Here is a 25,635-nt window from a genome sequence, read left to right on the forward strand (position 1 = left end):
GGGCCGGCGTTACGCGGGCGGTGACCTTCAGCATCTGCGCGCCCAATGCTGCAGCACGGGGACCGGCCGAGCCCAGCCTCTTCGCCGTCTATGGCCTCGGCCTCGACGAGGTGAACGACACCGTCTGGGTCACGAACTCCCGCCAGGACACGGTGGCCGTCTACCGCCAGTCTGACCTGGCCCTGGTCCGCCAGTTCGAGCCGGGCACCGTCAACCATGCCCGCGACGTCGCCATCGACGGCGCCCGCGGCAAGGCCTTTGTCAGCGCCACCTTCAAGCCGGAAGTCGTCGTCTTCAACACGAAGAATGCGGAAGTCGCGGCGCGCATCGCCATCGCGTCGCGCGTGCGCGGCGGCACCTTCTCGGCCGCCAGCCTGTCGCTGGATGCGGAAGCGGGCAAGCTCTACGTCGTCAGCAACACCACCAACGAGGTCGCGGTGATCAGCACCGCCACCCATGCGGTGGAAAGCGTCCTCGCCGTGCCGGGCGCGCGCGGCACCATCGGCGTCAGCCATGACCCGAAGACCGGCCGCATCTTCGTCGCCGCCCAGGGCAGCGACAACCTGGTGGTGCTGGAGGCCGATGGCCGCGTCGTGGCCGACACCCCCGTCGGCGCCGGCGCGCTGAACGTCGCCTTCGACCCGTCGCAGCGCCGCGCCTTCGTCGCCAGCCGCGCCGCCGGCACCGTCACGGTGACCGACGAGAACGGCACGATCGTCGCCAATCTGGGCCCGGCGCCGCTGGCCAACCATGTCGCGACCGACCGCCGCGGCACGGTCTGGGCAGTGGACAAGTCGGCCAATGCCCGCAACGAGGAAGGCGACACGCTGCTGCGCATCCGCGCCCGCCCGTGATTCTGTCGGCTGGGGCGCCCTCGATGGGGCGCCCCGGCGCGCTCAGGCGGCGAGCAGCGCCTGCAGCCGCGTGCGATAGGCGGCGGCGGCGTCTTGCAGCGCCGACGCCTCCAGCCGGTTCGCGCGGAACAGCAGGAAAGGCTCCTGCCAGGCCAGGCCGCAGCGGTTGGCGGTCGAATGCAGCGGCTTCAGCAGCTCGGCCAGGGGGAAGAGGTTGACGCCCTCGGCGCTATAGGCCTCGGGCAGGTTGCCGGCGGTGGCGGCGACCATCAGCGGGCGCCCGGCGATCAGGCGGCCCTCGGCCTCATAGGCCATGTAGAACATCCGGGTCAGCACGCTGTCCTGCCAGGCCTTCAGCAGCGGCGGCGTCGAATACCACTGGATCGGGAATTGCAGCACGACGCGCTCGGCGGCGATCAGGCGCGCGACCTCGGCGTCGAGGTCGATGGCGCCCTCCGGATAGAGCCCGTCCAGATGCGCCACCTCCACCCCCTCCAGCCCGCGGGTGGCGCCCAGCAGCGCGGCATTGGCCTTGGAGCGCGCGACATGCGGGTGGCAGAACAGGATCAGCAGCTTGCTCATCGGCGAGGCCTCCGGCGGTTGCGGCGGGCAGCATGGCCTGGGCCGGGCGCGGCCGCCAGGGCTTGCGCCGGCGCCGCCGCTGCGCCCTGATGCCGGCGCGATCAGGGGAGACGCGGCATGAAGGTGATCGGGCTGCTGGGCGGGATGAGCTGGGAAAGCTCGGCCGAGTATTATCGCATCATCAACCAGCGGGTGCGCGATCGGCTGGGCGGGCTGCATTCGGCCGAATGCCTGATGTGGTCCTTCGACTTCGCCCGCATCGAGGCGCTGCAGCATGCCGGCGACTGGGACCAGGCCACGCGCGAGCTGATCGCCGCCGCCCAGCGCCTGGAACGCGGCGGCGCCGACTTTTTGCTCATTTGCACCAACACCATGCACCGGATGGCGGATGACGTGCAGGCGGCGGTGGCGCTGCCGCTGCTGCATATCGCCGATCCCACCGCCGAGCGGATCAAGGCGGCGGGCTTCGGCAAGGTCGGGCTGCTCGGCACCGCCTTCACCATGGAGCAGCTGTTCTACCGGGGCCGGCTGGAGGCGAAGCACGGGCTGGAGGTGCTGATCCCCGGGGAGGAGGACCGCGCTTTGGTCCATCGCGTGATCTACGAGGAGCTGGTGCAGGGCAAGGTCGTCGCGGAATCCCGCGACGCCTATCGCGCCGTCATCGCCCGGCTGGTCGCCCGCGGCGCCGAGGCGGTGATCCTGGGCTGCACCGAGATCATGCTGCTGGTCGGCGCCGGGGACAGCGAAGTGCCGCTGTTCGACACCACGGCGATCCATGCCGAGGCGGCGGTGGAGCGCGCGCTGGAAAGCTAGGCGCAGTCCTGTCCCCACGGGAGCCGGGACAAACGGGCCATGGCAGCCTCGTCGGCTGCCATGGCGTCACACGGGATCGAAGACGTCCCGCGCTCAGTACTGGACGGACAAGGCGTCGATCGGCGCGGCCTTCGGCGGCGCGAACTTGGTCAGGTCGATGCCATCGACGGCGGCCTTGTATTCCTCGGCGCTCGGCGTGCGGCCGAGGATGGCCGACAGCACCACCACCGGGGTCGAGGCGAGCAGCGATTCGCCCTTCTTCTCGCTGGTGTCCTCGACGACGCGGCCCTGGAACAGACGGGTCGAGGTGGCCAGCACGGTGTCGCCCTTCTCCGCCTTCTCCTGGTTGCCCATGCAGAGATTGCAGCCCGGGCGCTCCAGATAGAGGATATTCTCGTATTCGGTGCGCGCCTGGCCCTTCGGCACCAGGTCATCGAACTCGAAGCCGGAATAGCGCTGCAGGATTTCCCAATCCCCCTCGGCCTTCAGCTCGTCGACGATGTTGTAGGTCGGCGCGGCGACGACGAGCGGCGCCTTGAACTCGACCTTGCCTTCGATCTTCTCGATGTTCTTCAGCATCTGGGCGACGATCTTCATGTCGCCCTTGTGCACCATGCAGGAACCGACGAAGCCGAGGTCGACCTTCTTGGTGCCGCCGTAATAGGAGATCGGCCGGATCGTGTCGTGGGTGTAGCGCTTGGACACGTCGGCGTTGTTGACGTCGGGGTCGGCGATCATCGGCTCGTCGATGATGTCGAGGTCGACCACCACCTCGGCGAAGTACTTCGCATTGGCGTCGGGGGTCAGCGCCGGCTTCTCGCCCGAGCGGATCTCGGCGATGCGGGCATCGGCCTTGTCGATCAGCCCCTGCAGCGTGCGCGCCGGGTTTTCCATGCCCTTGTCGATCATGATCTGGATGCGCGACTTGGCGATCTCCAGCGATTCGATCAGCGTCGCGTCCTGGCTGATGCAGATGGAGGCCTTGGCCTTCATCTCCGCCGTCCAGTCGGTGAAGGTGAAGGCCTGGTCGGCCAGCAGCGTGCCGATATGGACCTCGATGATGCGGCCCTGGAAGACGTTGTCGCCGCACTGCTTCAGCATCTGCTGCTGCGTCGCATGGACCACGTCGCGGAAGTCCATATGCGGCTGCATGGTGCCCTTGAAGGTCACCTTCACCGATTGCGGGATCGGCATGGTGGCCTCCCCCGTCGCCAGGGCCAGCGCCACGGTGCCGGAATCGGCGCCGAAGGCCACGCCCTTGGACATGCGGGTGTGGCTGTCGCCGCCGATGATGATCGCCCAGTCATCCACGGTGATGTCGTTCAGCACCTTGTGGATGACGTCGGTCATCGCGTGGTAGACGCCCTTCGGGTCGCGGGCGGTGATCAGGCCGAAGTTGTTCATGAAGGACATGAGCTTCGGGATATTGGCCTGCGCCTTCTTGTCCCAGACCGAGGCGGTGTGGCAGCCCGACTGATAGGCGCCGTCGACCAGCGGCGAGATGACGGTGGCCGCCATCGCCTCCAGCTCCTGCGCCGTCATCAGGCCGGTCGTGTCCTGCGAGCCGACGATGTTCACCTTGACGCGGACATCGGAGCCGGCATGCAGGATCTTGCCCGGCGTCACGCCGACGGCGTTGCGGTTGAAGATCTTCTCGACCGCGGTCAGGCCCTGGCCCTCGACCGAGAGCTCCTTGTTGGCGGCGAAGACCGGGATGGTCTCGACGCCCAGCGTCTGCGCCGCGAAGGTCTGCAGCTTCTTGCCGAAGACGATGGCGTAGGAGCTGCCCGCCTTCATGAATTCGAGCTTCTGCGGCGTGAAGGCGCCGGTGATGTCGACCAGCTCAACGCCGGCCTCGTCGCGCAGCTTCTTGCCCTTGACGTCGATCTTCAGGACGGTGCCGGTCTCGACCGAGTACTTCTGCTCGAGGACCGGGTTGCCGTCGTTGTTCAGGATCGGCTTGCCGTCCTGGCCGTTCTTCTTGACCCAGTTCTTCAGGTTGATGCCGATGCCGCCGGTGACATCGACCGTGGTCGCGAAGATCGGCGAGATGCCGTTGGTGCCGGCGACGATCGGGGCGAAGTTGACGAAGGGCACATAGGGGCTGGCCTGCTTGCCGGTCCACAGCGCCACGTTGTTGACGCCCGACATGCGCGAGGAGCCGACGCCCATCGTGCCCTTCTCGGCGATCATCATCACCCGCTTGTCGGGGTGCTGCTTCTGCAGCGCGACGATCTCCTGCTGGGCGGCGGGGGTGATCATGCACTGGCCATGCAGCTCGCGGTCCGAGCGCGAATGCGCCTGGTTGCCCGGCGACAGCAGGTCGGTCGAGATATCGCCTTCGGCGGCGATGAAGGTCACCACCTTGATCTCGTCCTCGACCGGCGGCAGCTCGGTGAAGAACTCGGCCTTGGCATAGCTCTCGAGCACGCCGCGGGCGACGGCATTGCCCGCCTGGTAGGCGTCGCGCAGCCGGAACATGTCGGCGTCGTAGAGGAAGACCTGGGTCTTCAGCACCTCGCCCGCCTGCGCGGCCATCGCGGCGTCGGCGCCGAGGGCGATGTCGAGCAGCACGCCGATCGAGGGGCCGCCCTTCATATGCGACAGCAGCTCAAGGGCGAAGGCCGGCGTGATCTCCGGGACGATCGCCTCGCCCAGGATGACCTGCTTCAGGAAGGCCGCCTTGACGCCCGCGGCGCTCGTGGTGCCGGGCAGCGTGTTGTAGATGAAGAACTTCAGGGCGCCTTCCCGGAGCTCATGCCCGGTGTCCCTGATCAGGGTGATCAGATCGCCGACGAGTCCGGCGTCGTCGATCGGCTTGGGAGCGAGCCCTTGAACCTCTCTGCCTTTGATTTCGGTCAGGTAATCCAAGTAGGCTTTCATCGCATTCCCACCGTCATGAAGGTGGTGCTTGGAGCCGAAACGCGGCGCCACGCACCGGTATTGTTAATCTGCCTGGGGGCCGAACGGCTCCGAGTACGCCAAGCCGGGCCAACTGACAAGGTGCCGCATCCCAGCAAAACATTGTACTTTGGATTCAACGCCGGCCGGTTAAAAATGGCCCCGCATGCGGGCTGGATCGGGGTTGCGGGACGGTTTGGCCCTGCGCCGCCTGGTTTTTGCGATCCGGCCGGGGATCAAGCATTGGCCGATTCACGATGCCCAGAACATCAATTCAACGGTGGAAGCCTTCAATACTAAAAGATCGAGACGATCAAAAATATGAGTGTTTTTGACGTACTTTAAGGCCGTATTTCCGTTTTGTTCGGAACCAACACTCGTTTTTGCATGAACTATCCAAGGCATTACTTTAACGACTTTCGCCGAGAAGGCATGGCCACCACGAATCGGCTCTATGGGCGCTGAACCAACGCGCCGCGCGACGCTCCCCATCAAATTCTGGATGAAGCAGGGATGACCGGCTCCCGTGCCGGATGCGCGCCCATCGCGCCACGTCCCCCTGGTGGAAATGCCCGAAGGGCGGTCGGTGAAGGGTGACGGAGCGCCTCGACCGCCGCGCCGCCGGCCGACACGGGTGGTCAGGCTGCCCGCCCATCCTGCCTTGCCCCGCCTCCAACCAAGCCAGACGGCAGACGCCCGGCCTCGCGGCAGCCGATCGGCCTCAACGTCGGCGCAGATTGGCCCAGGCTTCCGCCAGGCGGTCGATGCGCTGCTCGGCGGCGGTGCGGGGCGGCGGGCCCCTGACCACGGCCACGGCAGGGCCGCCACCGTCGATCCAGTGCCGCACCACGCCGGAATCGAGATGGATGAAGCCGTGCGCCCGGTAGAATCCGACGCCGCCGCGGCCCAGCTTGAGGGCCGCATCGCCGAAGCTGTCGAATTGCGACGTGGCGATCTGCAGGTCCAGCGCGGCCGCGCGCAGGTGCTGGCTGTTGGCGGCGCCATTCACCTCGCGATTCGTGGCCTCGGTCCGGTAGCCGGACAGGACGATCAGCTCCGCCATGCGCTGGCGGCGGCTCATCTCCCAGACGATGTCGATGGCCTCGACATCGAAGGGCCGGACCTTGCCGGTGCGGGTATCGGCCAGCACTTCCGACAGTTCCGCCATGGCCACCGGATCGGCGGCATGCCCGTTGTGATAGATGCCGGAGAAGACCGCGCCCGACGCCGCGTGGCGCAATCGAAGCCTGCGCGCGCCGGGCGGCTCGCGCGCAGGAAGCACGGCGGCCGCGGCCGCTCCGGGCTTTGCCAACAGGGCAGCGGTCAATGAGGTCGTGCAAAACATCCGTCGGCGCATGACGGCATGGTAGAGCCTCATTCCCTTGTTCGGAATAGAAAATGGACCCGCACCAAAGGTAATGGTATTGCGCTTTAATCAATTTTTGCAGTAAATATGAGTAGCTACCTCGCCATTCCCCATCGATTTTCTCTTGGATGTTCGCGCGAATAAAATTATCCACGGTGATCGGCGCCGCTTTCCGGCTGTCACAACACCGCGTTCCTGGCCTTCGCGATCGACGAGGACATGGCCCTCGGCCGTGCCAGGGAAGCGCCCGTCCCGGCGACGACACAGGCCGCGAAGCCCGCCCCCCCCGAAACCGCGCCTCCAAGCCCTGCGTTGCGCTTCTAAACGGAGGATCAGGATCATGTGCCCGCGTCTCACTCGTATGGTCCTTTTCTCCGGCCTGACCCTCCTGGCCGCCTGCGCCAGCGACGCCCCGGCGGATTTCGACCGCGGCATGGCCACCTATGTAGGCCAGCCCGAGATCCGCCTGGTCGAAGGGCTGGGCGTGCCCCAGCGCGTCTATGAGACGGCGGAACGGCGCTTTCTCGAATACGGCTTCAGCAGCGGCGCCGCCCCGGCATCCTCGGGCTTCAGCTTCGGCGTCGGCGCCGGCGGCTTCAGCCGCGGCGGCTACGGCCGGGGCGGCGGCTTCGGCACCGGCGTCGGCCTCGGCTTCCCGCTCGGCGGCTCCAGCTACGAGGCGACACCCTGTGTCGTCACCTTCGAGGTTCGCGACGACCGGGTGCTGAACTTCCGCCGCGAAGGCGAGAACTGCCGCTGACCCCTGGCCGGCATGGCGGCGTGCTCCCCCGCGCCGTGTCTCCGCCGGCGTCAGGCAGTCGTATCGACCACCTTCATCTGCTCGGCATTCATCCGGCCGCCATGGATGGTGAGCGCGGCGAAGGCCGCGTCCATCTCCCGCAGGTCGGCTGCCGACAGATCGACGCGCAGCGCGCCCAGATTCTCGCGCAGGTGATCCTCGCGCCGTGTGCCGGGGATCGGCACGATCCAGGGCTTCTGCGCCAGCAGCCAGGCCAGGGCGACCTGGCTGGGCGTCGCCTCCTCCCGCTGCGCGAAGCGCGCGACCAGCGCGATGACCGGCTGGTTGGCCACCATCGCCGCCGGCGTGAAGCGGTCGAAGCCGCTGCGGAGGTCGAGCTTGGGGTCTAGCCGGGTCTGCGCCTGCATCGTCCCGGTCAGGAAGCCCATGCCCATCGGCCCCCAGGGCACGAAGCCGATGCCAAGCTCCTCGCAGACGGCGAGCACGCCGTTGCGCTCGGGGTCGCGCTCCATCAGCGAATACTCCGTCTGCACGGCGGCCAGCGGCTGCACCGCATGCGCCCGGCGGATGGTCCGCGGGCTGGCTTCCGACAGGCCGAAATGCAGCACCTTGCCTTGCCGGATCAGGTCGCGGACCGCGCCCGCCACCTCCTCGATTGGCACGGCCGGGTCGACGCGGTGCTGGTACAGCAGGTCGATGCGATCGGTGCGCAGGCGCTTCAGCGAGGCCTCGACGACCTTGCGGATGCGGTCGGGGCGGCTGTTGAGGCCCCCGGCGCCATCCTCCAGCTCGAAGCCGAACTTGGTGGCGATGGCGAGCTCGCCGCGGACCGGCTGCAGCGCCTCGCCCACCAGGTCTTCGTTGCTGTAGGGGCCATAGACCTCGGCGGTGTCGAAGAAGGTGACGCCGTTCTCATGCGCCAGCCGCAGCGTGGCGATGCCCTGCTCGCGGCGGGCGGCCGGGCCGTAATTGGCGCTGATGCTCATGCAGCCGGCGCCCAGCGCGGACACCTCCAGGCTGCCGAGCCTGCGGGTCTTCATGGCGGTCTGTCCTGTCATGGCCGGGCCGCCAGGCTGCGCCCGCGCCATGGCGCCCGGGGGCAGGGCCGCGCCCAGCAGGGCGGCGGTGGCCAGGACGTCGCGGCGGCTTCGGTGCTGCGGGTGGTTCATGGTGTCTGCTTCTCCTGAAAGGGCGTCAGGCGGCCTGCCTGAGCGTGAACCAGCCGGGGGTGGCCTCGATCGCCGCCCACAGCTTCGCCGGAATGCCCAGCCGCGCGGCGTCCGGCGCGGCGATGGCGGTCTCGATCCCGGCGGCATGGCCCTGCCGGGCGCGCTCGACCCAGTCGGGGTTCATCACCAGCCCCTGCCCGATGGCGACGAGGTCGGCGCCCCCCTGCAGCACGGCCTGGGCCTGCGCCGGCGTCCGCGCCTGCCCGGCGACCACCAGCGGCACCCGCCCGGCCAGGCATGCCTGCAGGCGGCGCGTGATGGTCGGCCCCTCCGCCTGGCCCAACGGCCGCGCCAGGGCCGCGTCGGACAGCGAGCCGTGCAGATAGTCGATCCCGGCATCGACCAGCCGGTCGACCAGCGCCAGCGCCTCGCCGAGGCGCAGCCCGCCCGCCTCCGGCTCCTCCGGCGACAGCCGGTAGCCGAGGAGGAAGGGCCGGTCGGCATGGTCGGCGATCGCCTGCCGCACCGCATCGACCACCGCGAGCGGGAAGCGCATCCGCTTCTCCAGCGAGCCGCCCCAGCCGTCGTCGCGCTGGTTGAAGCGTGGCGACAGGAAGTTCTGGATCAGGAAGCCATGGGCGCCGTGCAGCTCGACACCGTCGAAGCCGGCCGCGACGGCGCGCCGCGTCGTCTCGGCGAAGGCGCGGATGATCGCCTGGATCTCCGGCCCGGCCAGGGCGCGCGGCGTGACGGAGGGGCTGAAGGGCCCGGCCGGCGTCGTGACCGCGCTGGCGCTGACGATGTCGCCGCCCGGCACCAGGGCGGGCGCCGCCTTGTTCCCGGCATGGAAGATCTGCAGCACCGCGGGCGCGCCGCCGCTGCGGGCCGCCGCCGCCAGCCGCGCCAGGCTGGGGATGAAGCGGTCGTCATGGGCGGCGAATTCGCCGGTGAAGCCGATGCCGCCCGGCGTGACCGCGGTGCAGCCGGTGACGACCAGCCCGACACCCTGCACGCGGCGGCGGTAATAGGCCTCCTCCGCGGCGGAGACGGTGCCGTCGTCATGGCCGGACCAGGTCGTCATCGGCGCCATCACCACGCGGTTGCGCAGCGTCAATCCCCTGGCGAAGGGGGCGGCGCCGAGCAGCGCCGTTTCGGTGGAAGCCATGCGGGGGGTCCCTTCGCGTTCGGCCCGGGCAGCGCATCAGCCGATGCCGGCCAGGTCACGGGGCGAAGCTAGGGCTGGCGCCGCGCGGCCATTAGCCGGTAAATCCCGCATGAACTGATATCGGTTTTTTATGGATGGCGCGCGACGAGATCCAGGACCTGTCGAGCTTCGTGGCGGTGGCCGAGGAGCGCAGCTTCACCCGCGCGGCGGCCCGGCTCGGCACCTCGCAGGCGGCGCTGAGCCACACGGTCCGCCGGCTGGAGGAGCGGCTGGGCGTCCGCCTGCTGAGCCGCACCACGCGCAGCGTCGCCCTGACCGTGGCGGGCGAGCGCCTGCTCGGCACCGTGGCCCCCCGCCTGGAGGAGATCCGGGCCGGGATCGCGGCGCTGAGCGCGCTGCGGGAGAAGCCGGCCGGCACCATCCGCATCACCACCATCGAGCATGCGGCCGACACCATCATCTGGCCCGCCGCCGAGGCGCTGCTCGCCGCCTATCCGGACCTCAAGCTCGAGCTCTCCTACGACTACGGCCTGGTCGACATCGTCAGCGAGCGCTTCGACGCCGGCGTCCGCCTCGGCGAGCAGGTGGCGAAGGACATGGTCGCCGTCCGCATCGGGCCGGAATTCCGCCAGGCCGTGGTGGGCGCGCCGTCCTACTTCGCCGGGCGCCCCCGCCCCAGGACGCCGCGCGACCTGACCGAGCATGTCTGCATCAACCTGCGCCTGCCGACATCGGGTGGTGTCTACGTCTGGGAATTCCGCAAGCGGCAGCAGGAGGTGCGGAGCCGCGTCGAGGGGCGGGTCACCCTCAACCGGATCGAGCCGATGCTGAAGGCGGCGCTGGCCGGGCTCGGCCTGGTCTTCCTGCCGGAGGACCAGGTCCGGGAGCATCTGGCCGCCGGCCGCCTGGTCCAGGTGCTGGCGGATTGGTGCCCGCCACGGCCGGGCTATCATCTCTACTATCCCAGCCGGCGTCAGCCGACGCCCGCCTTCACCCTGCTGGTCGAGGCCTTGCGCTACCGGGCCTGAGCGCGCGGCACCGGGCTGGCTGCGCCGGTGCCACAGATGCTGCGACGGATGCTGCGACGGATGCTGCGACAGATGCCGCGGCCGGCCGAGCATGTCTTCGCCCCGGAGGCGGGCTTCGATCGCGCGACCTGCGACCGCCGCTTCGTCATCCGGATGTCCGACCTGCTCGGCCGCCTGCTCCTGCCCGCCCTCGCCGCGCGCCCGACGCGGCACGCCCCCCGCGCAGACCGTCGCGGCGATCGGGGGGGGGAGCCGGGCCTGATGGCTGGGGCTCGGTCCAGATCGCGGCAGAAAGATGCGGCCCGCATGTCACATCCGTCGCCGGCGCCTCGTCATGCATCGCGAGGGCGGTCAATCGGGGCCGCGCTCAGCGAATGCGGGGATCGCGATGAAGATTGTCGTCATCGGCGGCAGCGGCCTGATCGGCACGAAGCTGGTCGGCAGGCTGCGCGCCAGCGGGCACGAGGTGGTCGCGGCCTCCCCGGCCTCGGGCATCAACACCATCACCGGCGAGGGCCTGGCCGCGGCGCTGGCCGGCGCGCAGGTCGTGGTGGACGTGGCGAACTCGCCGTCCTTCGAGGACAGCGCGGTGCTGGAATTCTTCCGCACCTCCGGCCGCAACCTGCTGGCCGCGGAGGCCGCGGCGGGTGTCGCGCATCATGTCGCGCTGTCCGTCGTCGGCACCGACCGGCTGCTCGAGAGCGGCTACTTCCGCGGCAAGATGGCGCAGGAGGAGCTCATCGCCGCATCCGGCCGGCCCTATACCATCCTGCGCTCGACCCAGTTCTTCGACTTCCTCGGCGGTATCGCCCAGTCGGCGACCAAGCCGGCGACCAAGCCGGCGACCAAGCCGGCCACCAGGCCGGAGGGCCAGGGCATGGCGGTTCATCTTTCATCCGCCTCGATCCAGCCGGTCGTCTCCGACGACGTGGCCGACGCCATGGCCGATGTCACCCTGGGCGCGCCGGTGAACGGCATCGTCGAGCTCGCCGGCCCCGAGACATTCCGGCTGGACGAGCTGGTGCGCCGCTTCCTCGACGCCACCCAGGACCCGCGCCAGGTCGTGGCCGATCCGCAGGCGCGCTATTTCGGGGCGTTGCTGGACGACGCATCGCTGCTGCCCGGCCCGGCGCCGCGCCTGGCGCCCACGCGCTTCGGCGACTGGCTCGCCCATGCCCGGCAGCCGGCCTGACGGAGCGCGAGCATGATCAAGCGTCTCCTGCTGGCGGCCGCGATCGCCGCGCTGCCCGCCGCTGCGGCCTTCGCCCATGGCGAGGAGGCCCGCATCGCCGTGGTCTTCGACCAGGTGCTGCCGAACGCGCCCGGCATGAGCCTGCGCGGCGTGCTGGTGGAGTATGGGCCGGGCGGCGCCTCGCCGGCGCATACCCATCCCGCCACCGCCTTCATCTATGCGACCGTGCTGCAGGGCGCGATCCGCAGCGCGGTGAATGGCGGGCCGGCGCGGGTCTATCGCGCGGGCGAGAGCTTCGCCGAGTTGCCCGGCGACCGCCACAGCCTCAGCCGGAATGACAGCGCCACCGAGCCGGCCCGGCTGCTGGCGGTCTTCGTCGTGGCCACCGGCGAGACCGTGCTGACCACCCCGCTGCCCGAATAGCCCGGTGGAGGCAGGCTATGTCCCGGCGCTGGCGGCGCTGGCGGGCTCGGCGATCGGCGCGCTGGCCTCCTTCGCCACCACCTGGCTGAACCAGGCCTCGCAGGCCCGGGCGACGCAGCGCGCGCAGGACCGCGCGCGCCGCGAGCTGCTCTATGGCGACTTCATCCGCGAGGCGTCGCGGCTGTTCGTCGACGCCTTCCAGCATGAGCTGGAAGACCCGGCCAAGCTGGTGCAGCTCTATGCCATCGTCAGCATGCTGCGGTTGTTCGGCCAGCCGCGGACGCTGCGGGAGGCGGAGAAGGTGATGAACCGGATCGGCGCGACCTATTTCGAGCCGAACAAGGAGCTGCGGCTGTTCGCCGACATCACCAGCGCCGGGGAGCTCGACCCGCTCTACGCCTTCAGCCAGGCCTGCCGGGACGAGCTGCTGGGGCGCAGGCCATGAGGAATGCCGATGGTTGATATCAGGTCCATGCTTCGCGACGACGTGCCCGAGCTGCTGAGGCTGACCGAGGCCATCGTCACCTATGAGCGGGGCAGCGGCTTCCGGCTGACCGAGGCCGAGCTGCTGCGCCGCGGCTTCGGCCCGCGGCCGGAATTCGGCGCCTTCGTGGCGGATCGCGGCGACGGCCGGCTGGCCGGCATGGCGGTGCATTACGAGATCCCCTTCATGCACACGCTGGAACCGCTGCTGATGATGAAGTGGCTGTTCGTCGACCCGGCGCATCGTGGCGGGCAGATCGGCCGCCGGCTGGTGCGCCGGCTGGCGCGGCATGCCATCGAGACGGGCCATCGCAAGCTCTGCTGGTTCGTGCTGAAGGACAATGCCCCCGCCCAGGCCTTCTACCGCGGCATCGGCGCCATGCCCGACCCGGACTGGGACCGCTGGACGACGGGCGAGGCCGCGCTCGGCGCCCTGGCGGCGGAGGCCGGCTGAGCCGCGCGCCTCGGCCGTGGCGAGAGGGCTAACCCTCGATCAGCCCCTTCGACCCGGCGATCTCCGCCGCGCAATAGTCCAGGAAAATGCGGATGCGCGGCGACTGGCGCAGGTCGGGATGGGTCAGCAGCCAGAGGTCGCTGGCCAGCGCCGGGTCCGGCGGCGCCAGGCGGCGCAGCGCCGGCCGGGCATCGCCCAGGAAGCAGGGCAGATGGGCGATGCCCATCCCGGCCTCGGCCGCCGCGGCCAGGGCCAGCACGCTGTCCAGCCGCGCCCCCACCCGCGCGGCCGGCACGTGGCGGCGGACGAAGCCCGCCGCCGGCAGGCTGGCCAGCGGGTCGCCCGGGGCCAGCCAGGGGGCGTCGGCCTCCTGCATCCCGGCCGCGCCATAAAGCGCCCAGGCGATGCGGGCGGCGCGGCGGCCGACCAGGGTCTCGGGCGGCGCCTCGCTGGCGCGGATGGCGACATCGGCGTCGCGGCGCGACAGGTTGGCCGCCGCATTGCCGGTGACCAGGTCGAGCCGCACGCCAGGATGGGCGGCGCGGAACCGGGCGAAGACCGGCAGCAGCACCCCGTGCAGCAGGGCGTCGCTGGTGGCCACCCGGATCTCGCCCGAGGCCGCCACCGCCTGGCCGGCCAGGCGCCGGGTCAGCTCGGTGATCTGGCCCTGCATGCGGGCGGCCAGCGCCACCACCTCCTCCCCCGTCGCGGTCGCGGCATAGCCGGTGCGGTGCCGCTCGAAGAGGGGGGCGCCCAGCAGCGCCTCGATCTGGCCCAGGCGGCGGAAGACGGTGGAATGGGCGACGCCGAGGCGCGCGGCGGCGGCGGGCAGGCCCTGCTGCTCGGCGACCGCCAGGATCAGGCGGAAATCATCCCATTCCAGGGACTTGACGGGGTCGGCCATGGCGCTCCGGGCGGTCAGTCTGGGCTCATGTCGAATGCAATGCCACAACACTGATTGCAAGATCATGATTGCATGGACGCAATCGGTTCCTGCTGGCTTTCGTGGCGCGGAGGGGCGATCTGTGGCCTCGACGGAAGGCGCTGGCCTTCCCCTCACACCAGCACGGAGGCCTCGAGCCATGTCGCAGTTCGGCATCCACCACGTCACCGCCATCTCCGGCGAAGCCCGCCGCAACGTCGATTTCTACACCCGCCTGCTGGGCCTGCGCCTGGTGAAGAAGACGGTGAACTTCGACGATCCCGGCGCCTGGCACCTGTATTACGGCGACGAGGCCGGCAGCCCCGGCACCATCCTGACCTTCTTCCCCTGGGCCCAGGCGGCGGCTGGCCGGCTCGGCGCCGGCGAGCTGCAGGAGACGGTGTTCCGCATCCCGCAAGCCTCGGTCGGCTTCTGGACGCATCGGCTGACCGCCGCCGGCGTCGCCGAGCTCACCCGCAGCGAGCGCTTCGGCGAGACGGTGCTGAGCTTCCGCGACGAGGACGGCATGCGCCTCGCCTTGCTCGGCATGGCCGGCATCGAGCGCGAGCCCGGCTGGACCAGCGCCGAAATCCCGGCCGAGCATGCGCTGCGCGGCTTCCACAGCGTCAGCCTGATGCTGGAGGACAGCGCCGCGACCGGGGCGATCCTGTCCGACGTGCTGGGCTTCGCCGAGGCGGCGCGGGAGGGCAACACGACGCGCTTCCAGGCGCCGGGCACGGCGATCGGCGGCATCGTCGACCTGCGCTCGGTGGGCGGGTTCCTGCGCGGGCGGATGGGGCGCGGCTCGGTGCATCACCTGGCCTTCCGCGCCGCCGACGACGCGGCCGAGGCGGAGATGGTGCGCAAGCTGGCGGAGAACCACGGCATCGCGACGACGGAGCAGAAGGACCGGAACTACTTCCGCTCGGTCTATTTCCGCGAGCCGGGCCATGTCTTGTTCGAGATCGCGACCGACGTGCCCGGCTTCGCGGTGGACGAGCCGGCGGAGCAGCTGGGCCAGACGCTGAAGCTGCCGCATTTCCTGGAGCCGCAGCGGGCCGAGATCGAAAGCCACCTGCCCGCGCTGGCCTGAGCTTTCTGACCAACCCCGGGGGAGCGAGCTCCCCCGGGCTTTTTCCGTCAGCGCCCGAAGCCGGCGAAGACCTGGCGGTCCTTGTTCTCGCGCATCAGCATCGAGAAGCTCGGGATCTTCTCGAAGCCGAGGCCGACCGGCGGGCCGCCCTCGGGGTCGGGCTCGATCTTGCCATAGGCGGCGCCGGCGACCTTTTCCCATTTCCCGGCCGGCTTCTTCACCTCGACATTGACCACCGTGGTCTTCATCGCCAGGCGGACGATCGCCTCCTTCGGCGAGGAAGGCTTGGTCAGGCTGAGAAAGCCCCCCACCATCGTCCAGCCATTCGCCACCGCCCAGGCCGTCAGAGCCTCCTGGTCCATCATCGTCGCGTCTCCTTCGATAGGGCAGGTCTAGCCGGTCCGGCGGGCCGCTGTCAGGCGGAGAGATGCTCGACGAGGATGGCGACGCCGAGGATCACCAGGGCGGTGCCGCCCAGCATCTCGGCATGGCGGCCGAGCAGGCGCCCGGCCAGCATGCCGCCGGTCGCCAGGCAGAAGGTGGCGAAGCCGATGGCCGCCGCGATGATCCAGATATTCACCTCGAGGAAAGCCAGCGAGACGCCGACCGCCATGGCGTCCAGGCTGGTGCCCACGGCGGTCGCCAGCAGCATCCAGAAGGAGCGGCCGGAGGGGGTTTCCTCGTCGTCGCGGCGGATGGCCTCGAGCAGCATGCGGCCGCCGAGCAGGCGCCGCCGCGCAAGTTTTGTCGTTGTAAATCAGATATTTGTAGCTTGATCTCGGTTATAGACCCCAGGCTACATTGTCCCGCCCATGGCCTTGAAGCGCGCGGCAGCACGGACAGAAAGAAGAAGGGGTCCAGGGGAATTCATTCCCCTGGCCTTGCTTTGCTTTGCTTTGCTTCAGTGGAAGCAGGCCGAGGAGGTGGTGGCCGTCCAGGCGAATTGCGCGCGGAAGGCGTGCCGCCGCAGGGCTTCGGAGGCTCGCGGCATGATATGCCCGGCGGCGTTGAGCCGGGCGATCAGCCGCGTGATCCAGGCGGTGGCCTCGGCGGCTTCTTCGTGGGCGACCATGCGGGCCAGCAGGGCGATGGCGTCGTCGCCGCGCTCTTCCTGCTGCAGGGCCAGGACGTCGAGCAGGTCGAACTCGTCGCCGCTGACGGCCGGGTGGCAGACGCAGTTGACGTCGAGCATGCGCAGCGCGCCGTTGTTCAGCGCGGTCATGAAGCCGTTCAGGCAATGGGCGGCCTCGGGCGCGCCGAGGTCGGCGTACATGGCCTGGATCTCGTCGGCGACGGCGATGCCGCGCGACAGGCCCAGCGCCCAGGCGCGCATCGACCACAGCAGCGCCCCTTCCAGCTCGGGCAAGGCGTCGAGGCGTTCGGGAAATTCGATCACCGACATCGTGGCTTCCTGCTGCTGTGCTGGCGGATGCGCCGCATTTATGCGACTGCGAGTCATTATCAATAGCTAAGCGCAAAAAGACCGTCGCCGGACGGGGCTCGGGGGCCCCGCCCGGCGGCGATGGTTCAGGCGGCGAGCACCCAGTGGCCCGGGGCCACCTCGGACAGCTCCGCCCCTTCCGGCGGCGGCACCAGCTCATAGGGCAGCCGGCGGCGCAGCAGCTCGCGGTCCGGATCCGGGATCGGGGCGGCCGAGATCAGCGCGCGGGTGTAGCCGTGCTGCGGGTTGGCGAAGACCTGGTCGGTCGGCCCCATCTCGACGATGCGGCCGCGCAGCATGACGGCGACGCGGTGGCAGAGGTAGCGCACCATGCCGAGGTCATGGGCGATGAACAGATAGGCCATGCCCATCTGCTCCTGCAGGTCGAGGAACAGGTTGATGATCTGCGCCTGGATCGAGACGTCGAGCGCGGTGATCGGCTCGTCGGCGACGATCAGCTTCGGGCTGAGGGCGACGGCGCGGGCGATGCCGATGCGCTGGCGCTGGCCGCCGGAGAACTGGTGCGGGAAGCGGTCCATGAAGCGCGGGTCGAGGCCCACCTTCCGGAACAGCTCGGCCACCGCGTCACGCCGCTCGGCGGCGGTCTTGACCACGCCATGGACGGAGAGCGGCTCGCCGACGCTCTCGCCCACGCGCATGCGCGGGTTCAGCGAGGAGTACGGGTCCTGGAACACCACCTGCAGCTTCTTGCGGATCGGCGCCAGGCCGCCGCCATGCAGCTTGGTGATCTCCTGGCCCTCGAAGAAGATGCGGCCGGCGGTCGCATCGTCGAGGCGCAGCACCAGGCGCCCGGTGGTGCTCTTGCCGGAGCCGGATTCGCCGACCAGGCCGAGGGTCTCGCCGGGGGCGATCTCGAAGGAGACGTCGTTGACCGCGCGCAGCTTCGAGGTGGCGCGGCCGAACAGGTCCTTCTTGGTGACGAAGTCGCGGGTCAGGCCCTCGACGCGGAGCAAAGGGGTCATGGTCATGCGGCCTTCTCGCGGACGGAGCGCAGGTCGTACCAGGCGGCCACCATATGGCCGGGCACCGCGCCAGGGGCCTGCTGCAGCGGCGGCGCCTCGAGCAGGCAGCGCTCGGTGGCATAGGGGTTGCGCGGCGCGAAGGGGTCGCCCGCCTGCGGCTTGAACATGTCGGGCGGCTGGCCGGGGATCTGGCTCAGCCGCGGGCGGCGGCCTTGCGCGTCGATGACGATCGGCGCGTCATGGTCGGGCAGCGAGCGCAGCAGGCCGTAGGTATAGGCGCTGCGGGTGTCCTGGAAGACGGCCCGCGTCGGGCCGCGCTCCATGATCCGGCCGCCATACATGACCTGGATGTTGTCGGCGATGCCGGCGACCACGCCCATGTCATGGGTGATCCAGATCATCGCCATGCCGAGCTTCTTCTTCAGATCGCGCATCAGGTCCAGCACCTGGGCCTGCACGGTCACGTCGAGCGCGGTGGTCGGCTCGTCGGCGATCAGCAGCTTCGGCTCGCAGGCGATGCCGATGGCGATCATCACGCGCTGGCGCATGCCGCCGGAGAATTCATGCGGGTACTGGTTCACCCGCTTGTGCGGGTCGGGGATGCCGACCAGGTCCAGCAGGTCGATGGCGCGCTGCCTGGCGGCGGCGCGGCCCATCTTGCGGTGGCAGATCAGCGCCTCGGTGATCTGGGTGCGCACCGACAGCACCGGGTTCAGCGAGGTCATCGGATCCTGGAAGATCATGCCGATCTCGTTGCCGCGGATATCCCGCAGCTCGCCTTCGGACATCTTCAGCAGGTCGCGGCCGCCGAACATGGCGGTGCCACGGACGATCTTGCCGGGGGGCTTGGGAATGAGGCCAAGCATCGACAGCACATGAACGCTCTTGCCGGAACCGCTTTCCCCCACCACGCCGAGGGTCTCGCCGGGCTCGAGGGTATAGCTGACGCCGTTCACGGCATGGATGGAGCCTTCCGCGGTGTCGAAGCGGACAGCCAGGTCATTCACTTCGAGCAGGGGCATAGCAGGCTCCACGTCTGGGTGATCATGAGAATGATTCTTATTAGCGTATTCACCCGGACACAAGCCCGGCCGTCATCGGGACGTCACGCCGGCCGGCGCCGGCTGCCCCGGGGATGGGCAAGGGGCGGCGCGACGCTGGGCAATTGCCGCCGCACCGGGCAGAATGGCCGCCTTTCCGGGGGAGGGAAAACACCATGCCCGATGTGCTGCTGCCCTTCCGCAGCCTGGCCCACAACAATGCCTGGGCCAATCACCGGCTGCTGGCGGCCTGCGCGGCGCTGGCCCCCGGCGAGCTGGAGGCCCCGCGCACCGGCTTCTTCCCCAGCCTGCGCGCCACGCTGAACCACATCCTGATCGTCGACTGGTTCTATGTCGATGCCCTGGAGGGTGGCAAGCTGGGCCCGGCCGCCTGGGCCGAGCGCGAGCCCTGCCGCGACCTGGCCACCCTGCGCGACTCTCAGGCCGCAGTCGACCGGCGGCTGCTGGCGGTGACGGCGGCGCTGACGCCGGAGGCGCTGGACGGCATCGTCGAGGTGCATCGCGGCAGCCGCATCCAGCGGGAGCGGCGCGACCGGCTGCTGCTGCATCTGTTCGAGCACCAGATCCACCATCGCGGCCAGGCCCATGCCATGCTGAGCGGCAGCAGCGTCGCGCCGCCGCAGCTGGACGAATTTTTCTCCGAAGGCGAGGCGCCGCTGCGGGCGGCGGAATTCGCCGAGCTCGGCTGGACCGAGGCGGCGATCTGGGGGCAGCCCCCGGCGTGAGCGCCGCCTTCTGGGCGCTGCGCAAGGCGCCGCTGCACGCGCTGTCGGCGACCGAGCTGGAGGCCTTCCGCCAGGCCATGGCCGGCTGGCTGGGCGATGCGGATCCAGAAATCCGCGCCGCGGCGCTGGAGCGGCTGTGCATGGCGACCTTCCGCGGCGCCGATCGCCCGGGCGCGGCGGCGCAGCGGGCGGCCATCGGCTTCCTGCTGGCGGCGCTGGACCGCGAATCGGTGGCGCATCCCGACTTGGTGGGGTTCTTCCTCGATCAGCTGCGCTGGCATGGCGACGAGGACCCGTTCCGCGCGCCGCTGCTGGCCTGGCTGGCCGCCCTGACCCCCGCCGATGCCGGCCTGGCCGCGCGGATCGAGGGCGCCATGCTGCTGGTCGACCGCGGCCGGCACTCGCCCGACGACCTCCTGGCGTTGCTCGACCATGCCTCCGACCATGTCCGCGCCTGCGCCGCCCATGCCCTGGCCGAGGCGCTCGACCCCGACGATTTTCTTCCCCTGCTCCCCCGGCTGCGGGAGAGGGAAGTGCTCCGCCCCGGCATCCTGGGCCCTTTCTGGGGCGCCTGGGCGCCCGGGCCCGAGGACCTGCCCTTCGACGCCGCCGACTGGATGCTGGGCGTCATCGCCGAGCGGCGCGGGCCGGAGCCGGCGGGGCTGCCCTTCAACGGCCTCGACTTCCACCTGCATGAGCTGGCCGGCGAGAGCACCGCCGCCGTCGCCCGGCTGATCGGCCTGGGCGAATGGGCCACCGCCCTGCTGACCGCGACCGAATCGGAGGATCCCGTCCCCGGCATGGCGCCGCTGCTGCAGCGGCTGGGCGCGCATCCCGACCCGGCCATCGCCGGGCCGGCCCAGGCGCAGCTGGCCCTGGCCTATCGCGTGATCCATGCCGCGGCCGATCCGGCGCGGCTGCGCGCCCTGCCCGGCCGCTTCGCCACGGCGGAGGCCTTCTTCCTCCGCCAGGGCGATGCGGCGCAGGGCCGCGACGCGCTGGTGCTCTATCCGCGGGCGGAACATTTCGAGGCGGCGGAAGCCTGGGCGCTGATCGACGCCGCCCTGCCCCCGGCGCTGCGCGGCGCCGAGGCCGAGCCGCCCGGCCGCGGCAGCCACGGCGAATTCCACCGCTATGCCGCCGGCCCGCTGGTCATCCTGCGCGGCGATGCGGCGCGGCAGCGCTGGCAGCGGCTGGTGCTGATCGGCCGCGGGCTGCAGGGGCGCTGGCACCCGGCCGGGTAGCAGGGCTCAGGCGGCGCTGCTGCTGTCCGCGGCAGGCGGGGCGGGCAGCGGTGCCGCGCAGCAGATGCGGTTCCGCCCGCCCTGCTTGGCCTGGTACAGCGCGCGGTCGGCGGCGGTGTAGAGCTCGTCGAAGCTCATCGCCTGGCGCAGCGCCGCCCCGGCCGAGATGGTGACGCTGACCGCCCGCCCCTCGACCAGGATCGGCTGGCCGGCCAGCCGGGCGCGCAGCGCCTCCAGCCGCGCCAGCAGCGGCGCCGTGTCGGGATGGGTGGCGATCAGGGCGAATTCCTCGCCGCCCAGCCGGCCCAGCAGGCCGAAATCCGCCAGCTGCCCGGCCAAAGCCTGGGCGACGATGCGCAGCACCTGGTCGCCGCCGCGATGGCCCAGGCTGTCATTGATCCGCTTGAAGCGGTCGATGTCGATGATCACCAGCACCATGGCGGTGACGGCGCCCTGCTCGGCCGCCTCCATCAGGGCGCGGCGATTGGGCAGGCCGGTGAGGAAGTCGGTGCGGCTGAGCCGCTCCATCTCCTGCTTGCCCTGCCACAGCGCCAGGTGCGAGCGCGCCAGGAAGCCTAGCAGCGGCACCGCCAAGGCGGGCGCCACCAAAGCGGTGACCAGCCAGGAGCGGAAGGCCACGCTCCAGCTGACGAAGAAGGCCAGCTGGTTCAGCACATCGACCGCCATGGCGCCGCCCAGCGCCGCCAGCGTGCCGATGACGACATAGCGCCGCAGCTCCCGGCGATCGCGGATCACCGGGGCCCAGAGCGTCCTGAGCAGGCTGGGAGGGGAAGGCCTGGCACCGTCATCCGACATGCGGCGGATGCTTAGCCCCCGACCGGCGCCGATAGAAGCGCTGATCGGGGCCTGTCCTGTCGTCTGTGCCGCGCCGCCCCGCTCACGCGGGGCGGTTGCCGCCGCCCAGCGCGCTGCCGGCCAGCTTCTCGCTCAGCTGCGCCACCGCGGTATGGTCCTGGCCGGGGCCGAGCAGCCCGCCGGCGCTGCTCCACAGCTCGCGGCAGAGGGCGGCGAAGGGGGTGGGCACCGCGCCGTCGCGCCCGACCTCGAGGGCGATGGACAGGTCCTTCACCATCAGGTCGAGGCCGAAGCCGGAATCGAAGCGGCGCGACAGCACGAACTGCTTGAACTTCTTCTGCGTGCTGTTGTTCATACCGGTCGAGGCGTTCAGCACATCGACCATCAGCGCGGTGTCCAGCCCGAACTTCTGGCCGATCAGCAGCGCCTCGATGCCGATCAGGAAGCCGCCGGCGCTGACCAGGTTGTTCAGCGCCTTCATCGCCTGGCCGGCGCCGGTGCCGCCGCAGCGATGCACCGTGGTGCCCACCGCCTTCAGCACCGGGCCCACGCGGTCGAGCACGGCGTCCTCGCCGCCGGCCATGATGGCGAGCTCGCCGCTCTTCGCCCGCGGCACGCCGCCGGAGACCGGGCAGTCGACGACATCGACGCCCTGCGCGGCCAGCGCCTCGGCGATGCGCCGCGTCTCGCCGGGCACCCCCGACGACATTTCTATCAATACCGCGCCCTTGTTCAGGACGGGGGCGATCTCCTCGACAACCGTCGCGACATGCTTGCTGGTGGGAAGGATGGTGACGATCGCGTCGGCGTCGCGGGCGGCGTCGGCCGCCGTCTCCGCCGCGCGGCCGCCGACCTCGGCCGCGAACTTTTGGGCGTGGCCGGGGCGGGCGTCGACGACGGCGACCTCGAAGCCGGCCTTCAGCAGATTGGCCGCCATCGGCCAGCCCATATTGCCGATGCCGATGAAGCCGATGCGGCGGATGGCGCTCATTCGGCGGGCTTCGCCGGCGTGGCGGGGATGGCGCCTTCCGCTTTCAGCACCTCATGCGCCGCCTTGAAGGCGTCGAGCCCGGCCGGGATGCCGCAATAGACGGTGGCGTGCAGCAGCACTTCCTTGATCTCGTCGACGGTCACGCCGTTCGCCAGCGCGCCCTTGGTGTGCAGCTTGATCTCCGGCGTGCGGCCCAGCGCGGTCAGCATGGCCAGGTTCAGCAGCGAGCGCGTCTTGCGGTCCAGCCCGTCGCGGGTCCAGGCATAGCCCCAGCACCATTCGGTGGTGATGCGCTGGAAGGCCATCATGAAGTCGTCGGCCTTGGCGATGCCGCCATCGACATACTCGGCGCCGAGCACCGCGCGCCGCACCTCGAGACCCTTCTGGAACATCTCACTTTCGGCCATGGCGTCCTCCTCCTGCTGGGAGGGCGCAGGATGCGGCGGGGTCAGGGGGCGGTCAATGCTCAATCGGCAGATTGTCTGACAGTCGTGATCGTTGCCAGAGCCGGGCGGAAATAGCGCAGGAAATGGTCGGGGTCCTCGACCATCGGGAAATGGCCGAGCCCCGGCATGCGGCGGAACACCGCCCCCGGGATCAGCCGCGCCAGCTCTTCGCCCTGCTCGGGCGGGGCGGAATAGTCGTACTCGCCGGTCAGCAGCTGCAGCGGCACGCGCGACGTGTCGATGCGCGGCCCGACCACGGCGCCGTCGAACTCGTCGCTGTAGAAGGAAAGATCGCCGGCATAGATGCCCGGCCCCCCTTGGGCATAGATCCAGCCGGCGCGGCGGCGCTGCGCCTCGGGGCTGGAGGGGCTCATCAGCCCGCGCACATAGGCGGCATTATGCACCCCCGTCGCCACCGCCGCATGCGCCAGGAAGGGATTCTTGCGCCCCGGCGCGCGCAAGGGCGGCTCCAGGGCGATGGCGCCGCGCAGCAGCTCGGGAATTTCCGCGGCGGCGACCAAAGTGATGGCGGCGCCCATCGAGCAGCCGACCAGCACCGCCGGCGCCTGGACGATGTCGCGCAGGAAGGCGCGCACCCAGTCCAGGTAGCGCGCCTGGGTCAGGCGATAGGCGCCGCCATCCCAGCCCAGCGGCGGCGAGGAGCGGCCATGGAAGGGCGCGTCGAAGGCGATCAGCCGGTGGTGGGCGGTCAGCGCGGGATCGGCCAGCAGCGCCTGGTATTGCCGCGCATCGGCGCCGGCGGTGTGCAGCAGCACCACGGGCACCCCCTGCCCGGCTTCCTCGACGAAAACCTCGAAAGGCCCTTCGGCGGTCTGCAGGACGCGGTAGCGGCCAGTGATGCCGGACAGGTCGCGCGGCGTCATCGGCGCGGCGGGCGCCGGCGGCCGCAGGATTTCCAGCAGCCGCTCGAGAAAGCCCCGCGCCTGGGCGATGCGCAGCGGATCGCCGGCGAGGCGGGCCTCGGGGTTCTTCAGCTGCAGCGCGGTGAAGGACTGGCTGCCCGGCGGCGGCAGCGCCGAAAACACCTCGAGCCAGGTGGCGCCGGGAGCTTCCAGGGCAATTTCCGCCTCGCCCTGCATCGGCTGCGCCTGGGGCTGGCCGGCACTGACAAGAATATCCAGCCCCTCGGCGCCGCTCATCAGCCGGGTCCGCAGCGTCAGGCCGGTGGCGGCGGCCAGCAGCTCGGGGTCGGCCAGGGCCGCGGCCAGCCGCGCGGGATCCAGCCCCGGAAGCGATGCCTGCATGCGCGCTGTCCCCTCCCCTGCTTCTGGAGAGGCACATTGACGGACAATCTAGCGGCGGCGCAAGTCAGGCCTCGCGGCCATAGGGGGTGCCGTCGCGCTCCTCCCGCTCGCGCAGGATGCGGATGGCGACGGCGGCGGCGCGCTTGACGTGGTGGCGGCAGGCCTCCCAGGCGCCTTCCGGGTCGCGATGCTCGATCGCCTGCACCACCCGGCGGATCTCGGCCACCGTGTGCGGCAGCCGGCCGGGCTCGGACAGCGAGGTGGCGCGCAGCTGGCTGTTGCGGTTCAGCATCTGGTCCAGCATGCGGGCGACCATCGGGTTGCGGCAGCCGCGCAGCAGGACGGCGTAGAAATCCCGCTTGATGGCCAGCAGCTCGGCTCGCTCGCTTTGCTCGCCGGCCGCGGCCAGGCGCTCATAGACGGCGCGCAGCTCGGCCCGCTCGGCGTCGGTGGCGCGGATGGCGAAGCCCTCGCCGGCCAGCGCCTCCAGCACGCCGCGCACCTCGTAGATCTGCGCCGCCTCGGTCGAGGACAGCCAGGCGACGAAGGGGCCGCGATTGGGCAGCACGACGATCAGCGATTCGGCTTCCAGCAGCCGCACCGCCTCGCGCACCACGCTGCGGCTGGCGCCGAACAGCTCGCAGAGCAGCCGGTCCGGCAGGTGCTGGCCGGGGGCGAAGCGGCCGGCGATGATCGCGGCGCGCAGCCCTTCCTCCACCTGGCGCCGCATCGGCTGCGGCGTCACCCGAAGCGGCTTGTCATGCTCGAGCTTGTCCGGGACCACGCTGTCCATGCCGCTCCGTCATCCATGGTGTCGGATTGACATATAGCAGCCCGGCCCCGGAGGGCGAGTATCAGGGCGCCGTCATATAGGCGGTCGCCCAGAGCGCGAAATTGCCGTCCCGCACCACGCGCACCAGGGGGAAGCCGGCGGCGCGCAGCCCGGCTTCCAGGGTGCGGGCGGTGAAGCCGGTGTTGTGCGCCATGTAGTGGTTGCCCTGGGCCAGCGCGCTGTTCAGCCCGTAGAGCATGTCGAGCGGCGTGATCGGCCCGGCCGGCGAGACATAGGCCGCGTCGCCCAGCTTGTCGGCGGCGACCAGCGCCGCGATCTGCTGCAGGTCGGGCATGGTCATCAGCGCGAAGCCGCCGGGCTTGAGCACGCGGCGGAACTCGGCGAAGGCGGCCGGCACCTCATGCGGGTAGAGGTGCTCGAGATTGTGCGAGGACCAGACCGCGTCGGCCGAGGCCGAGGCCACGGCGCTCATGTCGGTGATCGAGGCGATGATGTCGGGCGCGACCGAGGGGTCGATGTCCAGCCGCACCTCCTGCCAGGCGCCGGCCGGGAAGAAGGCGGGCGGCAGCTTGTCGGGGCTGGCCGGGCCGCAGCCGACATGCAGCACGGTGCGGGGCGCGGTGTCGGCCGGGGTCTGGGCTTCGGTCATGGTCCGGCTTCCGGAG

The 25,635-nt window shown here is 70.4% G+C and carries 28 protein-coding genes and 1 pseudogene; 11 read left to right on the top strand and 18 right to left on the bottom strand.

Annotation, left to right across the window (positions count from 1 at the left end; genetic code table 11):
• Positions 1–854 (top strand): annotated as a pseudogene (locus GVN67_RS13775) (YncE family protein); the annotation flags it as partial.
• Positions 855–896: 42 nt separating this feature from the next.
• Here GVN67_RS13775 and GVN67_RS13780 read toward each other — a convergent pair.
• Positions 897–1,436: an NAD(P)H-dependent oxidoreductase gene (locus GVN67_RS13780; protein WP_159996846.1), complete on the bottom strand. Its 540-nt coding sequence runs from the start codon at positions 1,434–1,436 to the stop codon at positions 897–899.
• Between the two features lie 117 nt (positions 1,437–1,553).
• Here GVN67_RS13780 and GVN67_RS13785 point away from each other — a divergent pair, with 117 nt between their 5' ends.
• The gene (locus GVN67_RS13785; RefSeq protein WP_159996848.1) at positions 1,554–2,249 is read left to right on the top strand and encodes an aspartate/glutamate racemase family protein; all 696 of its coding nucleotides are present in this window, start codon (positions 1,554–1,556) and stop codon (positions 2,247–2,249) included.
• 93 nt (positions 2,250–2,342) lie between these two features.
• Here GVN67_RS13785 and GVN67_RS13790 read toward each other — a convergent pair whose 3' ends face one another.
• The 3 genes from GVN67_RS13790 to GVN67_RS13800 form a co-directional block, all read right to left on the bottom strand.
• Entirely contained in the window at positions 2,343–5,120 is a 2,778-nt protein-coding gene (locus GVN67_RS13790; protein WP_235035294.1) for a bifunctional aconitate hydratase 2/2-methylisocitrate dehydratase, read from the bottom strand.
• Positions 5,121–5,402: 282 nt separating this feature from the next.
• On the bottom strand, positions 5,403–5,642 hold the full coding sequence (locus GVN67_RS13795; protein ID WP_159996852.1) for a hypothetical protein: 240 nt from the start codon (positions 5,640–5,642) through the stop codon (positions 5,403–5,405).
• Positions 5,643–5,871: 229 nt separating this feature from the next.
• Positions 5,872–6,528 carry a DUF882 domain-containing protein gene (locus tag GVN67_RS13800; RefSeq protein ID WP_159996854.1) on the bottom strand — a complete coding sequence of 219 codons (657 nt, stop codon included), beginning with the start codon at positions 6,526–6,528 and terminating at the stop codon, positions 5,872–5,874.
• Positions 6,529–6,856: 328 nt separating this feature from the next.
• On the opposite strand from GVN67_RS13800, the gene GVN67_RS13805 reads away from it, so the two are divergent.
• Positions 6,857–7,276 carry a hypothetical protein gene (locus tag GVN67_RS13805; protein ID WP_159996856.1) on the top strand — a complete coding sequence of 140 codons (420 nt, stop codon included), beginning with the start codon at positions 6,857–6,859 and terminating at the stop codon, positions 7,274–7,276.
• 50 nt (positions 7,277–7,326) lie between these two features.
• Here the strand turns inward: GVN67_RS13805 and GVN67_RS13810 are convergent, their stop codons facing one another.
• Together GVN67_RS13810 and GVN67_RS13815 are read right to left on the bottom strand one after the other, a co-directional pair.
• Positions 7,327–8,445, bottom strand: coding sequence for an aldo/keto reductase (locus GVN67_RS13810; protein WP_368667242.1), 1,119 nt, complete (start codon positions 8,443–8,445; stop codon positions 7,327–7,329).
• Positions 8,446–8,470: 25 nt separating this feature from the next.
• Positions 8,471–9,610, bottom strand: a complete 1,140-nt coding sequence (locus GVN67_RS13815; RefSeq protein WP_159996858.1) for an NADH-dependent flavin oxidoreductase — start codon at positions 9,608–9,610, stop codon at positions 8,471–8,473.
• A gap of 134 nt (positions 9,611–9,744) precedes the next feature.
• Between GVN67_RS13815 and GVN67_RS13820 the strand changes: the two genes are divergently transcribed.
• From GVN67_RS13820 to GVN67_RS13840, 5 genes are all read left to right on the top strand, one after another.
• Positions 9,745–10,638 carry a LysR family transcriptional regulator gene (locus tag GVN67_RS13820; RefSeq protein ID WP_159996860.1) on the top strand — a complete coding sequence of 298 codons (894 nt, stop codon included), beginning with the start codon at positions 9,745–9,747 and terminating at the stop codon, positions 10,636–10,638.
• 388 nt (positions 10,639–11,026) lie between these two features.
• Positions 11,027–11,830 carry an SDR family oxidoreductase gene (locus tag GVN67_RS13825; protein ID WP_159996862.1) on the top strand — a complete coding sequence of 268 codons (804 nt, stop codon included), beginning with the start codon at positions 11,027–11,029 and terminating at the stop codon, positions 11,828–11,830.
• Positions 11,831–11,842: 12 nt separating this feature from the next.
• Positions 11,843–12,253 (top strand): cupin domain-containing protein, encoded by a 411-nt coding sequence (locus GVN67_RS13830; protein WP_159996864.1) that lies wholly within the window; start codon positions 11,843–11,845, stop codon positions 12,251–12,253.
• A gap of 4 nt (positions 12,254–12,257) precedes the next feature.
• Entirely contained in the window at positions 12,258–12,698 is a 441-nt protein-coding gene (locus GVN67_RS13835) for a hypothetical protein (RefSeq protein ID WP_159996866.1), read from the top strand.
• Positions 12,699–12,725: 27 nt separating this feature from the next.
• Entirely contained in the window at positions 12,726–13,190 is a 465-nt protein-coding gene (locus GVN67_RS13840) for a GNAT family N-acetyltransferase (RefSeq protein WP_159996868.1), read from the top strand.
• Positions 13,191–13,218: 28 nt separating this feature from the next.
• Here GVN67_RS13840 and GVN67_RS13845 read toward each other — a convergent pair whose 3' ends face one another.
• Positions 13,219–14,094, bottom strand: a complete 876-nt coding sequence (locus GVN67_RS13845; protein ID WP_159996870.1) for a LysR family transcriptional regulator — start codon at positions 14,092–14,094, stop codon at positions 13,219–13,221.
• Positions 14,095–14,272: 178 nt separating this feature from the next.
• On the opposite strand from GVN67_RS13845, the gene GVN67_RS13850 reads away from it, so the two are divergent.
• On the top strand, positions 14,273–15,205 hold the full coding sequence (locus tag GVN67_RS13850; RefSeq protein WP_159996872.1) for a ring-cleaving dioxygenase: 933 nt from the start codon (positions 14,273–14,275) through the stop codon (positions 15,203–15,205).
• 47 nt (positions 15,206–15,252) lie between these two features.
• Here the strand turns inward: GVN67_RS13850 and GVN67_RS13855 are convergent, their stop codons facing one another.
• From GVN67_RS13855 to GVN67_RS13875, 5 genes are all read right to left on the bottom strand, one after another.
• Entirely contained in the window at positions 15,253–15,567 is a 315-nt protein-coding gene (locus tag GVN67_RS13855) for a hypothetical protein (protein WP_159996874.1), read from the bottom strand.
• Between the two features lie 53 nt (positions 15,568–15,620).
• Positions 15,621–15,932 carry a manganese efflux pump gene (locus GVN67_RS13860; RefSeq protein WP_255430394.1) on the bottom strand — a complete coding sequence of 104 codons (312 nt, stop codon included), beginning with the start codon at positions 15,930–15,932 and terminating at the stop codon, positions 15,621–15,623.
• 174 nt (positions 15,933–16,106) lie between these two features.
• Positions 16,107–16,607 carry a hypothetical protein gene (locus tag GVN67_RS13865; protein WP_159996878.1) on the bottom strand — a complete coding sequence of 167 codons (501 nt, stop codon included), beginning with the start codon at positions 16,605–16,607 and terminating at the stop codon, positions 16,107–16,109.
• Positions 16,608–16,732: 125 nt separating this feature from the next.
• On the bottom strand, positions 16,733–17,629 hold the full coding sequence (locus tag GVN67_RS13870; protein ID WP_235035295.1) for an ABC transporter ATP-binding protein: 897 nt from the start codon (positions 17,627–17,629) through the stop codon (positions 16,733–16,735).
• A 2-nt stretch (positions 17,630–17,631) separates the two neighbouring features.
• Entirely contained in the window at positions 17,632–18,651 is a 1,020-nt protein-coding gene (locus GVN67_RS13875) for an ABC transporter ATP-binding protein (RefSeq protein ID WP_159996882.1), read from the bottom strand.
• Between the two features lie 194 nt (positions 18,652–18,845).
• Here GVN67_RS13875 and GVN67_RS13880 point away from each other — a divergent pair, with 194 nt between their 5' ends.
• Positions 18,846–19,415 carry a DinB family protein gene (locus tag GVN67_RS13880; RefSeq protein WP_159996884.1) on the top strand — a complete coding sequence of 190 codons (570 nt, stop codon included), beginning with the start codon at positions 18,846–18,848 and terminating at the stop codon, positions 19,413–19,415.
• Entirely contained in the window at positions 19,412–20,659 is a 1,248-nt protein-coding gene (locus GVN67_RS13885) for a hypothetical protein (RefSeq protein ID WP_159996886.1), read from the top strand. Before GVN67_RS13880 ends, GVN67_RS13885 begins: the two co-directional genes overlap by 4 nt.
• A 6-nt stretch (positions 20,660–20,665) precedes the next feature.
• Here GVN67_RS13885 and GVN67_RS13890 read toward each other — a convergent pair whose 3' ends face one another.
• The 6 genes from GVN67_RS13890 to GVN67_RS13915 all read right to left on the bottom strand — a co-directional run bounded on the left by GVN67_RS13890 (position 20,666) and on the right by GVN67_RS13915 (position 25,619).
• The gene (locus tag GVN67_RS13890) at positions 20,666–21,475 is read right to left on the bottom strand and encodes a GGDEF domain-containing protein (protein WP_159996888.1); all 810 of its coding nucleotides are present in this window, start codon (positions 21,473–21,475) and stop codon (positions 20,666–20,668) included.
• Positions 21,476–21,557: 82 nt separating this feature from the next.
• On the bottom strand, positions 21,558–22,466 hold the full coding sequence (locus GVN67_RS13895; RefSeq protein ID WP_159996890.1) for an NAD(P)-dependent oxidoreductase: 909 nt from the start codon (positions 22,464–22,466) through the stop codon (positions 21,558–21,560).
• Positions 22,463–22,873, bottom strand: coding sequence for a carboxymuconolactone decarboxylase family protein (locus GVN67_RS13900; protein WP_159996892.1), 411 nt, complete (start codon positions 22,871–22,873; stop codon positions 22,463–22,465). Before GVN67_RS13900 ends, GVN67_RS13895 begins: the two co-directional genes overlap by 4 nt.
• Positions 22,874–22,932: 59 nt before the next feature.
• Positions 22,933–24,177: an alpha/beta fold hydrolase gene (locus GVN67_RS13905; protein ID WP_159996894.1), complete on the bottom strand. Its 1,245-nt coding sequence runs from the start codon at positions 24,175–24,177 to the stop codon at positions 22,933–22,935.
• A 64-nt stretch (positions 24,178–24,241) separates the two neighbouring features.
• Complete coding sequence (locus GVN67_RS13910; RefSeq protein WP_159996896.1) at positions 24,242–24,970, bottom strand: GntR family transcriptional regulator; 729 nt, start codon at positions 24,968–24,970, stop codon at positions 24,242–24,244.
• A gap of 61 nt (positions 24,971–25,031) precedes the next feature.
• Entirely contained in the window at positions 25,032–25,619 is a 588-nt protein-coding gene (locus GVN67_RS13915) for a class I SAM-dependent methyltransferase (protein ID WP_159996897.1), read from the bottom strand.
• Positions 25,620–25,635: the final 16 nt, after the last annotated feature.

It is taken from the genome of Roseomonas sp. 18066 (genome assembly GCF_902706185.1).
GTDB lineage: Bacteria > Pseudomonadota > Alphaproteobacteria > Acetobacterales > Acetobacteraceae > Pseudoroseomonas.

Excerpts from the sequence above, each read along its gene's own strand:
- GVN67_RS13905 (WP_159996894.1), bottom strand. The coding sequence starts at position 24,177 with ATGCAGGCATCGCTTCCGGGGCTGGATCCCGCGCGGCTGGCCGCGGCC.
- GVN67_RS13850 (WP_159996872.1), top strand. The coding sequence starts at position 14,273 with ATGTCGCAGTTCGGCATCCACCACGTCACCGCCATCTCCGGCGAAGCC.
- GVN67_RS13840 (WP_159996868.1), top strand. The coding sequence starts at position 12,726 with ATGCTTCGCGACGACGTGCCCGAGCTGCTGAGGCTGACCGAGGCCATC.
- GVN67_RS13875 (WP_159996882.1), bottom strand. The coding sequence starts at position 18,651 with ATGCCCCTGCTCGAAGTGAATGACCTGGCTGTCCGCTTCGACACCGCG.
- GVN67_RS13890 (WP_159996888.1), bottom strand. The coding sequence starts at position 21,475 with ATGTCGGATGACGGTGCCAGGCCTTCCCCTCCCAGCCTGCTCAGGACG.
- GVN67_RS13785 (WP_159996848.1), top strand. The coding sequence starts at position 1,554 with ATGAAGGTGATCGGGCTGCTGGGCGGGATGAGCTGGGAAAGCTCGGCC.
- GVN67_RS13810 (WP_368667242.1), bottom strand. The coding sequence starts at position 8,445 with ATGAACCACCCGCAGCACCGAAGCCGCCGCGACGTCCTGGCCACCGCC.
- GVN67_RS13845 (WP_159996870.1), bottom strand. The coding sequence starts at position 14,094 with ATGGCCGACCCCGTCAAGTCCCTGGAATGGGATGATTTCCGCCTGATC.
- GVN67_RS13865 (WP_159996878.1), bottom strand. The coding sequence starts at position 16,607 with ATGTCGGTGATCGAATTTCCCGAACGCCTCGACGCCTTGCCCGAGCTG.
- GVN67_RS13820 (WP_159996860.1), top strand. The coding sequence starts at position 9,745 with ATGGCGCGCGACGAGATCCAGGACCTGTCGAGCTTCGTGGCGGTGGCC.
- GVN67_RS13800 (WP_159996854.1), bottom strand. The coding sequence starts at position 6,528 with ATGAGGCTCTACCATGCCGTCATGCGCCGACGGATGTTTTGCACGACC.
- GVN67_RS13830 (WP_159996864.1), top strand. The coding sequence starts at position 11,843 with ATGATCAAGCGTCTCCTGCTGGCGGCCGCGATCGCCGCGCTGCCCGCC.
- GVN67_RS13795 (WP_159996852.1), bottom strand. The coding sequence starts at position 5,642 with ATGGGGAGCGTCGCGCGGCGCGTTGGTTCAGCGCCCATAGAGCCGATT.
- GVN67_RS13870 (WP_235035295.1), bottom strand. The coding sequence starts at position 17,629 with ATGACCCCTTTGCTCCGCGTCGAGGGCCTGACCCGCGACTTCGTCACC.
- GVN67_RS13805 (WP_159996856.1), top strand. The coding sequence starts at position 6,857 with ATGTGCCCGCGTCTCACTCGTATGGTCCTTTTCTCCGGCCTGACCCTC.
- GVN67_RS13910 (WP_159996896.1), bottom strand. The coding sequence starts at position 24,970 with ATGGACAGCGTGGTCCCGGACAAGCTCGAGCATGACAAGCCGCTTCGG.
- GVN67_RS13825 (WP_159996862.1), top strand. The coding sequence starts at position 11,027 with ATGAAGATTGTCGTCATCGGCGGCAGCGGCCTGATCGGCACGAAGCTG.
- GVN67_RS13915 (WP_159996897.1), bottom strand. The coding sequence starts at position 25,619 with ATGACCGAAGCCCAGACCCCGGCCGACACCGCGCCCCGCACCGTGCTG.
- GVN67_RS13855 (WP_159996874.1), bottom strand. The coding sequence starts at position 15,567 with ATGGACCAGGAGGCTCTGACGGCCTGGGCGGTGGCGAATGGCTGGACG.
- GVN67_RS13880 (WP_159996884.1), top strand. The coding sequence starts at position 18,846 with ATGCCCGATGTGCTGCTGCCCTTCCGCAGCCTGGCCCACAACAATGCC.
- GVN67_RS13900 (WP_159996892.1), bottom strand. The coding sequence starts at position 22,873 with ATGGCCGAAAGTGAGATGTTCCAGAAGGGTCTCGAGGTGCGGCGCGCG.
- GVN67_RS13895 (WP_159996890.1), bottom strand. The coding sequence starts at position 22,466 with ATGAGCGCCATCCGCCGCATCGGCTTCATCGGCATCGGCAATATGGGC.
- GVN67_RS13780 (WP_159996846.1), bottom strand. The coding sequence starts at position 1,436 with ATGAGCAAGCTGCTGATCCTGTTCTGCCACCCGCATGTCGCGCGCTCC.
- GVN67_RS13815 (WP_159996858.1), bottom strand. The coding sequence starts at position 9,610 with ATGGCTTCCACCGAAACGGCGCTGCTCGGCGCCGCCCCCTTCGCCAGG.